The organism is Alishewanella sp. HL-SH06, assembly GCF_052656265.1.
This window is the reverse complement of the sequence record NZ_CP199752.1, coordinates 287,849-302,475: the sequence shown is the minus strand read 5'-3', so window position 1 is coordinate 302,475 and position 14,627 is coordinate 287,849. Positions and strand designations below refer to the sequence as shown.

Annotated in this window: 10 protein-coding genes; 8 read left to right on the top strand and 2 right to left on the bottom strand. The window is 43.7% G+C overall.

Annotated elements, in window-relative coordinates; genetic code table 11:
• Positions 1 to 319: 319 nt before the first annotated feature.
• Genes ACUJFK_RS01385 through qatD form a run of 4 tightly spaced genes read left to right on the top strand, consistent with a single transcriptional unit; the run spans position 320 to position 5,038 of the window.
• Entirely contained in the window at positions 320 to 2,185 is a 1,866-nt protein-coding gene (locus ACUJFK_RS01385) for a KAP family P-loop NTPase fold protein (protein ID WP_445425832.1), read from the top strand.
• A complete protein-coding gene (locus ACUJFK_RS01380; protein WP_445425831.1) occupies positions 2,185 to 3,018 on the top strand; it encodes a hypothetical protein in 834 nt (277 codons plus the stop codon). The genes ACUJFK_RS01385 and ACUJFK_RS01380 overlap by 1 nt, the downstream gene beginning before the upstream one ends.
• Positions 3,015 to 4,280, top strand: coding sequence for a Qat anti-phage system QueC-like protein QatC (gene qatC, locus ACUJFK_RS01375; RefSeq protein ID WP_445425830.1), 1,266 nt, complete (start codon positions 3,015 to 3,017; stop codon positions 4,278 to 4,280). Before ACUJFK_RS01380 ends, qatC begins: the two co-directional genes overlap by 4 nt.
• Positions 4,277 to 5,038, top strand: coding sequence for a Qat anti-phage system TatD family nuclease QatD (gene qatD, locus ACUJFK_RS01370; protein WP_445425829.1), 762 nt, complete (start codon positions 4,277 to 4,279; stop codon positions 5,036 to 5,038). The genes qatC and qatD overlap by 4 nt, the downstream gene beginning before the upstream one ends.
• Positions 5,039 to 6,845: 1,807 nt before the next feature.
• Here the strand turns inward: qatD and ACUJFK_RS01365 are convergent.
• Complete coding sequence (locus ACUJFK_RS01365) at positions 6,846 to 8,426, bottom strand: TnsD family Tn7-like transposition protein (protein WP_445425828.1); 1,581 nt, start codon at positions 8,424 to 8,426, stop codon at positions 6,846 to 6,848.
• Positions 8,427 to 8,467: 41 nt separating this feature from the next.
• Positions 8,468 to 8,779 (bottom strand): helix-turn-helix domain-containing protein, encoded by a 312-nt coding sequence (locus ACUJFK_RS01360; RefSeq protein WP_445425827.1) that lies wholly within the window; start codon positions 8,777 to 8,779, stop codon positions 8,468 to 8,470.
• 99 nt (positions 8,780 to 8,878) lie between these two features.
• Between ACUJFK_RS01360 and ACUJFK_RS01355 the strand changes: the two genes are divergently transcribed.
• From ACUJFK_RS01355 to ACUJFK_RS01340, 4 genes are all read left to right on the top strand, one after another.
• On the top strand, positions 8,879 to 9,406 hold the full coding sequence (locus tag ACUJFK_RS01355; RefSeq protein WP_445425826.1) for a hypothetical protein: 528 nt from the start codon (positions 8,879 to 8,881) through the stop codon (positions 9,404 to 9,406).
• Positions 9,400 to 10,767, top strand: coding sequence for a DEAD/DEAH box helicase (locus ACUJFK_RS01350; protein ID WP_445425825.1), 1,368 nt, complete (start codon positions 9,400 to 9,402; stop codon positions 10,765 to 10,767). Before ACUJFK_RS01355 ends, ACUJFK_RS01350 begins: the two co-directional genes overlap by 7 nt.
• A 173-nt stretch (positions 10,768 to 10,940) precedes the next feature.
• Positions 10,941 to 13,250 carry a type I restriction-modification system subunit M gene (locus ACUJFK_RS01345; RefSeq protein WP_445425824.1) on the top strand — a complete coding sequence of 770 codons (2,310 nt, stop codon included), beginning with the start codon at positions 10,941 to 10,943 and terminating at the stop codon, positions 13,248 to 13,250.
• Positions 13,250 to 14,539 carry a restriction endonuclease subunit S gene (locus ACUJFK_RS01340; protein WP_445425823.1) on the top strand — a complete coding sequence of 430 codons (1,290 nt, stop codon included), beginning with the start codon at positions 13,250 to 13,252 and terminating at the stop codon, positions 14,537 to 14,539. The genes ACUJFK_RS01345 and ACUJFK_RS01340 overlap by 1 nt, the downstream gene beginning before the upstream one ends.
• Positions 14,540 to 14,627: the final 88 nt, after the last annotated feature.

The window sequence follows — 14,627 nt, the reverse complement described above, 5'->3', positions numbered from 1 at the left end:
CAGCACAGCCCATTCTAAAAAATTGACGAGCACCATCCGTGGATTTCAAAATCATTTGTATCTTTGGCATGAGTCGGCTTTCAGTGAGTTCCTAGTGCTAGGGCTTACTGGAGATAAGGCCAAATTAAGTATGCCAATTTACTTATCCCTAATATCTGGCGAGAATTTTTAATGTTGTGTTGGCCTCAGTACTCACGACGCTATTAGTCACAGTTAAGTTCCTAATTGAAACACGATTCTGATTCAGTTATCTTGACGTTGAACTTATGTGGCAATGAAATTGCTTTTGCCGCACAACTGAGTAAATGGATTTAAAGTTATGTGGCATGACAACGAGACAGCAATTGATTACCTAAATTTTGGCGTTGTGGCTGATGCCTGTGCAAGTATGTTGAGGCTTGCTGATGGAGAGCCTATTTCCATTGGTGTTTCTGGTGGATGGGGAGCAGGCAAATCGTCTTTGGTGAAGATGATTGCATTACGCTTGAAAGCCCTCCACGAAATAGAGAAAAGCGGAGAGTCCCCCAACAAGTTTGTTGTCCTAACTTTCAATCCTTGGCTTTACCAAGACTTCGAATCCGCTCGCAGTGCACTGCTTCAGATTGTGGGTGATGAGATTGTTCGGCTTGCCAAAGAGAATCAGACCATTCAGGACAAGGTCACTGAGCTATGGCGTCGCATCAATCTGCTTCGGATCGCCCAACTGAGTGGTGAGGCCGCATTGACATTGTCTACCGGGATTCCAGTCGGAGCGCTAGGTAAAACATTCAATAGTATTGTAGGCTTCTTTTCCTCGACTGAAAAACTGAGCGAGGCACCACTAGATCCAGAGGTTATTGGTTCCGCAGTCAATGGTTTGTTGAAACCGAGCGAAACGTTTTCCATGCCCTCGCATATCCAAGCTTTCCGAGACACCCTCGAAGAGCTCCTTGCCGAACTCGAAATTACCTTGGTGATTTTTGTTGACGACTTAGATCGATGCCTTCCTCAAACCGCAATTTCAACGCTTGAATCTATTCGCCTGTTGTTATTCATTCGCCGAAGCGCATTCGTTGTTGCAGCTGATAACGACTTTATAAAGGCTGCTGTAAAAGTCCATTTCGATGGTGCAGGCATCTCGAGCGACGTTGCTACAAACTACTTTGATAAGCTGATTCAGGTTCCACTTCATGTTCCGCGACTTGGCCTCAATGAGGCAAAAGCCTATCTTGTGCTACTCCTACTGGAACGAGAGGCAAAGGCTGGTACGTTTACTCGTGAGCAGTTCCAAAATGCGCTAAAGCTTATTCCTGAGCGACTGCGTAACAGTTGGAAAGGTGAGACGATTAATCAAGTATTTCTCTACGAACTGGTTGGAGCAAACGAAACACTTCAAAGCTTAATGAACCTTGCAGAAGGATTAGCCTCACTTCTCCATGGTTCCTCAGCAGTCAATGCCAATCCACGGCTCATGAAACGCTTCCTAAACACAGTTTATCTGCGTGAAGCTCTTTCTGCACCGCAGGGGATTAAACTGGACATTTCCGCACTTGCAAAATGGCACCTTTTAGAGCGCTGTGATGAATCACTTGCAGAGGTTATAGCTGGCCAAGTGCATTCGGACAACGATGGTCGGGTACAGATCCTTGCTGACGCTGAGACTGCAGCCGCAAGCCAATTAGGTTTGCCAGTACAGTTTAGCAACAATAATTTTACAAGGCAGTGGCTCCAATTACCACCTGCACTCGGCACTGAGGATCTTCGACCACTATTGCACCTGAGCCGTGACTCTGGAACTCGCGACTTCGGCGATGACAACATGAATCCAGATTCAAGAAAGCTTCGTGACGCTCTGAGGACTGCAACTAGTGGACACCAATCCCTCACGGATCTAATGAAAAAAGTTGGGCCTGATCAGACTGAACTGGCGATGATTAAGGCCTGGCAGAGCTGCGCTACATTTCGCACCTGGAGGCGCAACGAAGATATTGTGATGCTCATTGAGTGCTGCAAAGTCTTTCCCTTGCTTGGGAAAAAGGCAGCCAGCTTGTTGGAGCAAGCACCTTTAAAGCATGTTGGTCCTGGAATTATTCCAACGCTAGGTGCTCAACAATGGGCGCGTGAAGTCTTAGATCGTTGGAAGGATCTAAACGAATTGTCTAAACAAACTAAAAATGCGATTGAAAATCTAGGGGTGAAGCGTTAATGGGGACTTCAACATCAAGCGGAGGTGGCCGTTCAGGATCTCCTTTCGACCCAGAATGGCTTTCTCCCGATGGAGTGGCATCAGGTGGCGCCAGCAGTGGAAACAGTTCAGATTCTGAGCAGAATGGAACTGGGGATTCAATTGACAGTGAAGCGTCAACGGGCCCTGAGAATGTTCAAGCTCCTGAGCGTCGTTTTGGTCCTGCCCGCACGCAAATGAGCTCGTACCTTGGAAATGGTAGTCGAGGTAATCTTCGTAACGCGACGAAGAGCATGATCTCTAAAGGTATGGGAGGCGCAAGCCGAGCTGCTTCCACGATGAGGAACACAGCTAGGGGCGCTGGTGCTCTTGGTCAGTTTCTGGTTGCTGCTCGTGAGGGTTCCGACCAGGGAGTTAAAGATTGGGTTGCGCATTGTCGATCAGCCAATCTTTCTGCTTCTGACCTTGCACTTGAAGTCCTGAAGGTAGTTTTATCTGACTCGGGCAGCATTGATGAGGACTCATTGCTCGACGCTGGTGCGGAGGCGTTAGCCAAACTCTACGAAAACAATCCTAACGTAGATATCTTTGCTCTAACGGACGCACAAATTGCGGAAGTTATAGGGAGGACAATTGCAATCCAAATCTGTCAGCAAATCGACATGCTGCTCGGACAGACCTATGAAAAACTTGAGCATGATCCAGCATTAATCCAAGAGCGACGAGCAGATATTAGAGAATGGGTTTGGGCAGAGGTTCGGGTAGTCTTAGAACAAAAGCAAACCGGATATATGGACCCAAAGAGTTTGGCTGAGTCAGTTCTTCAATCTGCGTTAGAGGTGTTTGCCGAATGAATAAAGTACTGTGCTCTAAAGTGGAGAATATCCCACAACTTTTACAGACTGACGAGCGAGTGTTTTCATATTTTAAGGGGGCAGGTCGCGATGGCGTCGGCGCAATTGCCAATCGCTGGCATGGGTCCTTAAAACGTGCAGGTTTTCGGCCATCGCCAATAGTGTGGGACTTCGTTCAATTCTGTCTGGCAGTTTGCAGTGCTGATCTGGCTAGTCCAAGAAACACCAGTGCAGATGGATGGACACGCACGATTCAGCTTACCGTCGGACTTTGCGAACCGCTGCGATGGATTCCCCTTAAACATCGTCTTGAGGAAATGCTGAAGGTTCTAACTGGCGATTACTGGACTCTTATTTTTAATGACGCAGGTGTTGAACCGCCTGAGGGGGATGGAGCCCATCTCCAGAACGACTGCGTTTCTTTGCTATCAGGCGGGCTCGATAGCCTGATTGGCGGCATTAATTTGGTTGCAGAACAAAGACGTCCTCTGTTCGTTTCTCAGCTTGCTCATAAAGACTCTGAGCTGCAACGGAACTATGCAAAGTTACTTGCAGGTGCTGGATCTCACTACCAATGGAGCCACGGTATCAGCTTTAAAGGGGCGCGCGAACCTTCGACTCGTGCTCGCTCCTTGGCATTTTATGCGTTTGCAGTGCTGGCCTCAACGAGGATCAATCTGCCCAAGCCACAAATCTATATCCCGGAAAATGGGTTTATTTGCATTAATCCTCCATTGGTGCCCGGCCGAGTATCGAGTCTGAGTACACGAACGACTCACCCTCTTTTCATCGATACGCTTCAAAGCGTGTTAGATGAACTTGGTATAACCGTAGAGTTGATATTGCCTTATCGTTTCCAAACCAAAGGGGAGATGATGCGGAGCTGCCTCGACCAGAAGCGATTGACTGAGCTTGCATCAGGTTCCACAAGTTGCGGACGTTTCAGGACATATAATCGTCAACACTGTGGCCGTTGTGTGCCTTGCCTTATCCGTCGAGCTGCTTTTCTTGCATGGAGACCAGGCTCCGATCAAACCAACTATCGCTTTCCGTCAGTAGTAGGCAGTAATAAGTCCAGCGGTCCTGATGATCCAATGGCAATGGCTCTGGCTGTGCTTGACGCTAGGCAAAGAGGATTGGATCGATTCCTTGGTGGTACTTTGGCATTTGCATCTATTGATGATCGCACGGCATATCGCCGAGTGCTGCAACAGGGTCTTGCTGAATTGGAAGCCGTTCTTGTTAAGGATCAATTGCTTTGATCGACTTTCATTGTCACTTAGATCTCTATCCGAAAGCAAAAGAAGTATATGCCGAGTCTCTGAGACGCAATGCATTCACATGGTTAGTCACTACAAGTCCAAAGGCTTTCCGAGCTACGAGCTCAGTGCTTGGCCGTCATGAAACTGTGTTGATAAGTCCAGGCCTTCACCCAGAGATTGTAAGTGAGCGCTTCGAAGAATTAGACCTGCTGACAGCTCAAATTGATGACGCCATTGCCGTTGGTGAGATCGGTTTGGATGGATCTAAACGTTATGCTGCTAGCTACCTAAAGCAAAAGCAAGTTTTCTCTGCTGCCGTAAAGCGATGCCATGACATGGGGGGGCGGGCGCTTAGCATCCATTCAAGACAGGCGGTTCCGGACGTTTTAGAACTACTCCGTTTGTTCCCTGACCATGGAGTTCCGGTACTGCATTGGTTTACGGGAACGGCATCGGAGCTTAAAACCGCTATTGGGCAGGGTTGCTGGTTCAGTATCGGTCCAGCTGCCTTTATTTCCTCTGCAGGAAAGGCACTAGCCAGAAAGCTTCCGAGGGATAGAGTTCTTCCCGAAAGCGATGGTCCTTTCGCTCAATTAGATGGCCGCTCTGTCATGCCTTGGGATTTCGATATTACGGTAGCTCTTCTTAGTGACGTTTGGTCGTTACCTTTTGAGGAGGTCAGAGCTCAATTACTCAGTAACGCTAGAATGTTTGTGAATAAAATTGGCTATACAAAACTAATTAAAAAATTGATTTGAAGAGTATTTATTTTAATACTGGAATTTTTTGTTTTGGAACCTAGTTGAATTGAGTAATACATTTATATACCGAATAGTCCAGCATCATTAACCTTTATCGGATATGCGCATCTTATTCTAAATATTCGAGAGGTAGAGCTAATTTCCACTTCTGAAATGTCCGCTTTCAGTGAAAAGCGCCGATTTAATCAAATTTCAGTGAATTCCCGCTTTTGGGACAGAGTCACTTTTCGATTAGAGACGGTGACTCAAACTATTGGTCGGCTGCAAGTGCTAACTACCGCAATTGATTAGCACAGGTAAAAATACTCCATCTCAGCGTAATTAAAGTAAAATTGTCAGCTCAGACTTAAGCTTGAGAAACCAAGTTTCCTGGTATTCTTCCTTAGTGAAAATCCGGTCTTTATTTTTTATCCGTGGATGCCGACAAGATTTGTAGTAAAGAGCTCTTCCTTCAATGAACTTTGTTTCCCATTGAGCACCACGATCAGCGAAATTTTGGATAATTTCTTTGAAATGTTTTGTCGCATCCTCTTTCAAACCAAGAATCAATGTGCCAGAGCCTTTTGCTGGCTCTAGGCTAGTGGTGTCAGCTTCTAATATAATAATATTATTTGATTTTATCTCAAAAGTTGCAATAAAGAACCGTAAGCACTTCCCGTCTTTAGTTTTTAAAATAGCCTGATTACCATTAGTTGGCTGCGGAAACTCACCACATTTTACTGATTCAAGCTTGATATCACTTAGGTTACCGAGTTCCTTTACAACCTTTTCAAACATTAGGAATTTATGCGGTAATTCAGTAGCTTCCTTAAAGTCATCATTATTCTGATTAAGCGTTGGATCGAATTCCTGAGCTTTTCCCTCTTTCGCTGGTGGCCCCACTCCGGCTTTTTCTGATTTAGGTTGCGTCCCATTTGAAGTCCTTGATTTACTTGCCTTGGGTTGCCCTTCAGCAAGAGAAACACCATCGATACCTGAGATATTGAATGAAAAATGGCTTGTTCTATCTACATGACGTCTTTTACCAAAACCAGGTATAGCGCCAAGGTCTAGCTTTGGATCGATATCAACAGGTGGAGTCTTACCAGGTTTTCTCTGAACATCTGAACCCTCAGATTCATCAATAAATGCTTTTTTGGGGTGGATAATTTCAACACCATTAAATTTTTCCGTGGCTGGAGCATGAAGAATGCTCTCGATTCGCTTAACCTCGGCCACTGAGCTACTTTCATCCTTAACAATCGCAATCTTTAGCACCCAGCCTTTCAAACTCGGTGGGCTAAAATTGAAACAGACAGACTCAGGATTTTCTCTAAAAAATTGGTAAATTGAAAAAAAACTTTTTCTGGCCTCTGAATCTAAAATTAACCATACAAAATGTGTCCGCGCTTTTTTCGAAGCTAAGTTACTGACAGGAAAAGTAGTTGACTTGGGAAAGCGAATTTTAACTGGCGATACTGTTTCATCTAAGACGGCCAACTCAGTCAAACCATTTGCAGAATAGGCGGCCTTAATCAAGTGCCGATTATGGAAAAAAAGAGTACGGGCTAATTCAAATGCAGGTATTTTTATAACGCCTTGATCTGTTTCGAAAAGGTAGCAATAATGAAGCATTTTCTTGTCTACTGATAACTGCCTAAAAATCTTAACAGTTATAGTCTCGTATTTGTTTTTTATCGAACGTTTTGTATTGTCGAATTGGCAGCCTATTTCCATCATATTTGCCATCTCAATTGGCAGCGAATTGTAGATACTATCTTCCCATTCAACTCCAATGAAAATCTGCTTATTTTTAAATAAATGCTTATTTAGGAAAACGCCGTTTATGTTCTTTACTGCCAGATTTTTCGGCAGCCAACGAATTGTGGGAAAATGCTTTAAGATCCAATTGGAGAACGACTCTGACAGCCTCTCGACAGCGGTTTTTGCTAAGTCCTGCAATACGCTCAATTTCATAAGCCCGTGGGATAGCCTTTCTGTTTTTTACACAGGTTACCATAATAGCCAGAATTCTTCGGATTTGGTACTCATCTATTGATTCTGTGTATTTAACAAAAAAGCTCTTGCAAAGCGGCAACTTATCTAAATGACTTACCACGCCCCAAGAGACGTTTGCCTTGGCGATAAACCACGTTTGCGTCATTCTGGGCAAGCTCAAATCATCATAACTTTGATTACGAATTCGAATAAGCTGTTTAACTAACTTAAGGTCTCTTTTCTGCCAATTTACCAAGCGGCCAACTGAAATACGAACACGAACAGGGAGATGCTTCTGTAACCACGATTTGTCGAACCGAAACAACCAAGAGTAAATTCGCTTACCATCCTGCGTATCTCTAATTTCCTTTAGTACTTTAAATTGATTGATTAACTTTAACCATGCCTGTCGATAGTACTGTACTCTTTCTCCTGCTTTACTATTGTTATAAATATTAACCTTGCGAATAGATTGAGTGGCTGTCGCCGCCTCAGTAATTGCTTGTGCGAGAGAGTATGATGGGAATAGCGCCATAATACACACCAGATGGTGCAAAGCAGAATAGTGACGTCGTTGCTTACGAAAAAAATCTAATAGCCAGTTATTTTCTGCTGTTAAATCTAAACCAATTTCAACTAAAAACGCGGCTCCCCAGAATCGGGTAACGGCCTTTTTAATTTTCAGATGATCCGTCTTGCGCCCAACAAAAAAATGATGGTCAATTAATTGCCGACGATAAAATACTGACCACTGTGCCGGAGCAACATAAGAGTTCTGCGCGTTTAAAACATGCGAGAGGGCTGTTGCAAGCTTTAACAATGGGTTATCTGATTCTACATAAATCACCGCTAGGTTTTGATTTACAACCAGCTCGGAGGCATCTAAAAACCTATGTCGTCTCTCAGGTAGTAATTTAAAGCTATCCTGCAAAAAGCAATGATGTTTTGGGCAGATCATGACACCAGGTAGATGAAATAGTCGACGCCAATAGGAATAAGCCAGTTTTTGGTTATCCTCTTGAGTGCAAACAGGGCAAAAACGGTAAAACCTTGGCCACTTCACGATGGATGCGTTAATACCCATCCTTGTCATCACATGAGATTTATCACTGAGTTTTAAGCTATTTTGAACAACCTCAAACCGTTCAGGCTCCACGAAAGAGCGAAAAAAGGGCAATACAGAATGATGTTCCATGATGTATTCAGCGCTGACAGGCCAGATATGACCAACTTGTAGGAGCAAATCTTGAAGATGCCCGTGCAATAACGCTGAAGGCACAATATTTCTAGAACCAAACAACATTTCTAGAGCTGATTTATCGTCTCTTAGTCCCTGACGCGAAACGAAACGCGCCAGAATACTAACCAGTAATTCATCTTCATGCGGCAAGGGGAATTGGAAGACCATACCGAGACCGACAAGGTATGCTCGGTTGGATGACTTGCTAGCTATTCAGTTTTAGAACGACTAAGAGCTTCAATTAAATGCGTTTTTTGTTCTGCTGTTAAAGCTGCAACTAAAATAGCTAACTCAGCACTCTGCGCATCTTCGCAAAAAAAGTAATTTAGCGGCACTTTCAACTCATCCGCCATTTTTTTTAGCGTCTGAATATCAGGGACGTGTCTACCTTTTTCATAATGATTCATGCGGCCACTAGCTGAGCTTTCATCCATACCGATTCTTATACCAAGCTCTCGCTGGGAGATACCGATTTTGTTTCTTGCCTGCTTAAGGCGCTCTGGGATTGGATTGATATGCAATTTATATTCATCGTAAAACCCTCATGCTTAGATTGTCTAAGTTTTACTTAATTCTGTATACTTAGCAATCCTAAGCATGAGATTTTTTCGGAACCCGAAATGACCGACAAAACGATAACCATAAATCTAAAATTTAAAAACGTACTATTGGAAATTAAAGACAAGACCTTTAGCAGGCTAGAGCTTATAAGCACCACTGAGCAGCTGCTACGGCTTACCAACATTCAGGCAAAACGCTTTGTTTCTAGAAACATCCACGTTCTAACATCACGCAAATTGCTTGTCGCTATTGGTGGTAAAAACAACAGAGGCTATCGCATCACTTCTGAACTAGCGCGGATTTTAAACGAGGAGGATTCACAGCAAGCAGATAACATAACTTTCTTAGCTAAAACCGAACCGGCAAATTTGCTAGCCGAAGAAGTAAAAGTTAATGCTGAACTAAAACTATTACTTGGTGAAATCGATGCTTACCAAGATTTCTTACAACGATTTCCAGAACAGAAAGACGTTATCCATTCTCTTCTTGTTATAACAAGGGACGAGGCGGCGGAATACTACGGGCGACTGAATGCCATCAGAAAAATAATTAACAAAACACAAAGTAATGGTACAAAGTCATGTTAAGAAGTTGGCAAACCCGCTGCAAAATCTGTGCTTTAGAAACCTTTAAATTTCAGCCTCATTATCTACTCTTAGCCTCGCCTGGTGCGGGAAAAACCATTGTTGCAGCTCATATTGCTAAAGCCCTGTATGATGATAATCAAATTGATTACATCGTCTGTTTTGCTCCATCTAAAATTGTTTGCCAAAGCATTGAAACAACCTTTGAAAAGGTTTTGTACCGAAATTTTAACGGGCGTTTAGGTGCTGTTGGCGTATCAAGGACTTACCATTCATTAATCACTGTCGGTGATTTAGTGAATGATCTCAGTAATAGCAGAGTTTTAGTTGTTTTTGATGAAATCCATCATTGCGCCGGAGATGGTGAGTCACCTGCAAATTTCTGGGGATTACAGGTGCTTGCGACTATACAAAACTTAGCAACTTTCACACTATCACTAACAGGCACGCCGTGGCGAACAGATACGTTACCAATACCCTTTGCAAAATATGCCGATCCGAACGGAAACATTCTGTGCGATTTCCAGTACGACATGGTAGATGCAATAAAAGATAACGTCTGCCGTATGCCGCAAATTACCGCCATCGATATTGAGCAAGTTATTGTAAAAATTGATGAAAGCTTTGTTACATACCACAATATAGCCGCCTTATTAAAAGAGGGTGGTATTAGTTATCAAGCCATACTCAGGCACCCTGAGGTCATCAAATATATGCTGGAAAAAAGCATTAACCAACTGAATATGCTTCGAGAAAGCTCAGTCACTGCAGGTGGTTTAATTGTTGCGTCATCGTATTTGCATGCGTTACAAATTCAGTCAATTTTATCAGGCCATTTTAAAAAACAGTCGGTCCTGGTGTCTTGCCGGCAAGACGATTCACCTGAATTAATTGAACACTTTAGACAAAGCTCTTCAGAATGGATTATCAGTATCGCCATGATTAGTGAAGGAACTGATATTCCGAGGTTACAGGTTTGCTGTAACCTCACCGACGTTACTACTGAGCTTTATTTTCGGCAGATTTTAGGCCGAGTAATCAGGGTAACGCAGAATCAAACCAATATTGCCTATATGTTCATGCTGGCAGAACCGAAACTGGTTGAATACGCACAACGTTTAAACAAGGCGATACCTGGCGCTTACAACTACCAAAAAGCTGCCAATTTATTAGAGACAATTGATAACTCTGCACCAGAACAACCTATTAAAAAAACCCATCCACCCACAGAAGTTAACCCTACTTCATTATTAAATATTGAATTAAGTGGTTCAAACTCTCAGAGAAATGACAATGACATAATTAGCACAGAACTAATTTTAGCTAAATTCAAGTCAAAGATAATTTCCAGTTATCTGGCTTAATTAGTTATTTTATATGCCCTTTTTAAATTTAAACGTGCAAGAATTATGCTTTTCATAGCCACAGTTGTTAATATTCAGGTACTATTCTGGAAACGTATTAAAACGCATGGCAGCACAACGTTAATTCAGGGCTGCCAAGGTTTATAGAACAACTTTGGTTGGAAATTACTTTTATGTCTCAATCTTCAAACAACCTGGCTTCAGAATCCTGGGCTATTGCCGACTTACTCCGTGGTGATTTTAGGCAAAGTCAATATGGCCGCATTATTCTGCCGTTTTGTTTATTACGCCGCTTAGAGTGTGTACTCGCACCAACTAAAGATGCCGTACTGGCTAGGTTTGAAGAAATACAGGCTATGAACCTGCCAGAGGAAGCGCAGGAGAAAATGTTACTGCGCGCAACCGGCGGGCTGTCATTTTTCAACACCTCGAAAATGGATCTGTCCAAGCTGGGTGAAACCGGCATTAAAGCCAACTTAGAAAACTACGTTAATGGCTTTTCTAAAGATGCCCGTGAGATTTTTGAGCACTTTAAATTTATGGAGTTTGTTGGCTTACTCAACGATGCCAACCTGCTATACAAAGTGGTGCAGAAAATCCGCACTATCGATTTAAGCCCTAAAGCTATCTCGAATCACGATATGGGCCTGGTGTTTGAAGAGTTAATTCGCCGCTTTGCGGAAAGCTCTAACGACACCGCCGGTGAGCACTTCACCCCGCGGGATATTGTGCGCCTCACCACGTCCTTAGTGTTTATGGAAGACGATGAAGCCCTGACGAAACCAGGCATTATCCGCACCATTTATGACCCAACAGCAGGCACTGGCGGCTTTTTGTCGGCAGGCATGGAATACGTGCATGAACTTAACCCGCAAGCAGTAATGCGTGCCTATGGGCAAGAGCTAAACCCTGAAAGTTATGCCATCTGTAAAGCCGATATGCTGATTAAAGGCCAGGAAGTTAGCAACATCAAACTGGGTAATACGCTGTCTAACGATCACCTGTACGCCGACAAGTTTGACTATATGTTGTCTAACCCGCCTTTTGGCGTGGACTGGAAAAAAATAGAAACTGCTATTCAAGACGAGCATAAACTCAAAGGCTTCGATGGCCGCTTTGGCGCAGGTTTACCACGGGTATCTGACGGCTCGTTACTGTTTTTAATGCACCTGCTGAGCAAGCTGCGTGATGCCTCCGAAGGCGGTGGCCGTATTGGTATTATCCTCAACGGCTCGCCACTGTTTACCGGTGGCGCGGGTAGCGGTGAGAGTGAAATTCGCCGTTATATTCTGGAGGCCGATTTATTAGAGGCCATTGTCGCACTGCCGACCGATATGTTCTACAACACCGGCATATCAACTTACGTGTGGGTGCTATCGAATAAAAAAGCCAGTGAGCGCAAGGGCAAGGTGCAGCTGATTAACGGCACAGATTTATGCAGCAAAATGCGTAAATCGTTAGGCTCTAAGCGCAATGTGATGGATGAAGGTGATATCGCCACCATCACCCGCGCCTTTGGTGATTTTTACGCTGTAGATGCCTACAGTTTAGATAAAGCGGCCGATGTTAAAAGCAACCGTTGCCGTCAAGCGGCATCACCTAAAGCCGATGTGCCCAAAACCTTCGCCAGCAAAATATTTGCCACCCACGAATTTGGCTATCGCCGCATTACCATTGAGCGGCCATTGCGCTTATCCGCCCAATTTACCCATGATGCCATCGCCTCGCTGCGGTTTGCCACGGGCGCATTAAAACCGGTAATGGAATGGATTTATCAACATATTGGCGATGAATGGACAGCAGATACCTATGGCCAACTGGCCAGCCATGAAGATGCTATTCGCAGCAAAATAAAAAAAGACTTTGCCGAGTTAAAAGAAAAACTGATTAAGGACGTGCTCAGTGCAGATATTTGGTTGGCACAAAAAGCCCTGCTGGAAAAAGCGCAAACGCTGCATACAGCAATTGGTGACGCCCAGCATGATGACTTTAACGAGTTTGATAAAACCCTAGCACAAGAGCAAAAAACAACCGGCATAAAGCTGGATGCCAAAGAGCGAAAACAATTGCTCGATGCCATTACCTGGAAGAACCCCGACGCGGAACCCATCGTTAAAAAAGTGCTGAAAGACAAAGCCAACCCGCAGTACGGCAAGTTCAGCTACAAAGGCAAAGTGGTGGAGTTTGAAACCGATGGCGACCTGCGCGATAACGAAAACGTGCCGCTTAACCCAAGCCTAAGCGTGAATGAGATTAATGAGGCTTACTTTCAAAAAGAAGTAGCACCCCATGTGCCAGATGCCTGGATTAACCCAGATAAGCGCGATGCTAAAGATGGCGAAATCGGCATAGTCGGTTATGAAATTCCGTTTAACCGCCATTTCTACGTGTACCAGCCGCCACGCCAATTAGAAGAAATAGATGCAGATCTAGATAAGGTAACAGCGGATATTCTGGCACTGCTGCAAGAGGTGCATTCCTAATGGGCAAGTATCAAGCTTATCCATCTTATAAAGATTCTTGCGTAATTGGTTTGGATAAAATACCAACTGAGTGGTCAATCAGGAAAATTAAGTATTTATTCAATATAGGTAGAGGCCGTGTCATTTCCCAAGAGGAGCTTGTTGACGAAGGCGAATTTCCTGTGTACTCGTCACAAACAGCTAACGATGGCTGCTTGGGATACATCAGCACGTACGATTTTGACTGCGAGCAAATAACATGGACAACTGATGGCGCTAATGCAGGAACTGTTTTTCTTCGCAATGGGAAGCATAACTGCACAAATGTTTGCGGAACCTTACAATCAAAAAACGGAAATCAGCATCTAAGATTTTTTCTGTATTGCCTCCAATATGTAACCCAATTCTACAAGCGTCCTGACACCAACGGCGCAAAAATAATGAATGGTGAAATGGCTGAGATAATGGTCACTGAGCCTTTAAGCGAGGACAAAACTACAATAGCAAACTTCCTCGACCACGAAACCGCAAAAATCGACACGCTGATTGAAAAGCAACAACAGCTGATTCAACTGCTCAAAGAAAAACGTCAAGCCGTGATCAGCCATGCGGTAACTAAAGGTTTAAATCCTAATGCACCCATGAAAAATTCTGGTGTGGAATGGTTGGGAGAAGTGCCGGAGCATTGGGAAGGCAAGTCCTTAAATTATTTAATAGCGCATACAGTGGATAATCGAGGCAGAACTCCTCCTGTAATTGAGGAGGGAATTCCTATGTGTGAGGTAAGTCAGGTGGCAGGTAATGGATTGTATACCTCCAATGACTTTAGCAAATTTATATCTAAAGAGTCGTATGATCAGTTTGTTCGATCTGATGTTGAAGAAAACGATGTGTTGTTTGTAACAGTTGGAGCCACCTTTGGAAAAACATGTTTGGTGCCGCCAACTCCTGATTTTTTTATCGCTCAGAATGTTGTCGGTTTTAGATGTAAAACTGATGTGGATCCAAAATATTTTATGTTTTTATTGTCTTCTGACGTTTTTAAAGAGGCCATAAGCGCAACGAACAAGTCTAGCACTATTGATAACGTAAAGGTGTCTGATCTTGTTAGGACTAAATTGGCTGTACCTCCGCTTATTGAACAAACAGAAATAGCTAATTATATTTTCGCTATGGTAGATAAATATGAAGTATTAATTGGCCAAGCTGTGTTGGTGATTAATTTATTACAAGAACGCCGCACTGCTCTAATCTCAGCGGCAGTTACTGGCAAGATTGATGTACGGAACTTTAGTACGCAATTGACGTGAGGCACCATGCCTCACGCCCTGCGGGCAGCGCAGGCGCTGTCCAAACTAGCTATCCTGCCTGTTTGTGGCAAGTACAACAAAATTAAAT

What these genes read in the sequence shown, in the direction of transcription:
- ACUJFK_RS01385 (WP_445425832.1), top strand. Translation starts at nt 320, where the DNA reads ATGTGGCATGACAACGAGACAGCAATTGATTACCTAAATTTTGGCGTT.
- ACUJFK_RS01355 (WP_445425826.1), top strand. Translation starts at nt 8,879, where the DNA reads ATGACCGACAAAACGATAACCATAAATCTAAAATTTAAAAACGTACTA.
- ACUJFK_RS01345 (WP_445425824.1), top strand. Translation starts at nt 10,941, where the DNA reads ATGTCTCAATCTTCAAACAACCTGGCTTCAGAATCCTGGGCTATTGCC.
- ACUJFK_RS01365 (WP_445425828.1), bottom strand. Translation starts at nt 8,426, where the DNA reads ATGGTCTTCCAATTCCCCTTGCCGCATGAAGATGAATTACTGGTTAGT.
- ACUJFK_RS01340 (WP_445425823.1), top strand. Translation starts at nt 13,250, where the DNA reads ATGGGCAAGTATCAAGCTTATCCATCTTATAAAGATTCTTGCGTAATT.
- qatC (WP_445425830.1), top strand. Translation starts at nt 3,015, where the DNA reads ATGAATAAAGTACTGTGCTCTAAAGTGGAGAATATCCCACAACTTTTA.
- ACUJFK_RS01350 (WP_445425825.1), top strand. Translation starts at nt 9,400, where the DNA reads ATGTTAAGAAGTTGGCAAACCCGCTGCAAAATCTGTGCTTTAGAAACC.
- ACUJFK_RS01380 (WP_445425831.1), top strand. Translation starts at nt 2,185, where the DNA reads ATGGGGACTTCAACATCAAGCGGAGGTGGCCGTTCAGGATCTCCTTTC.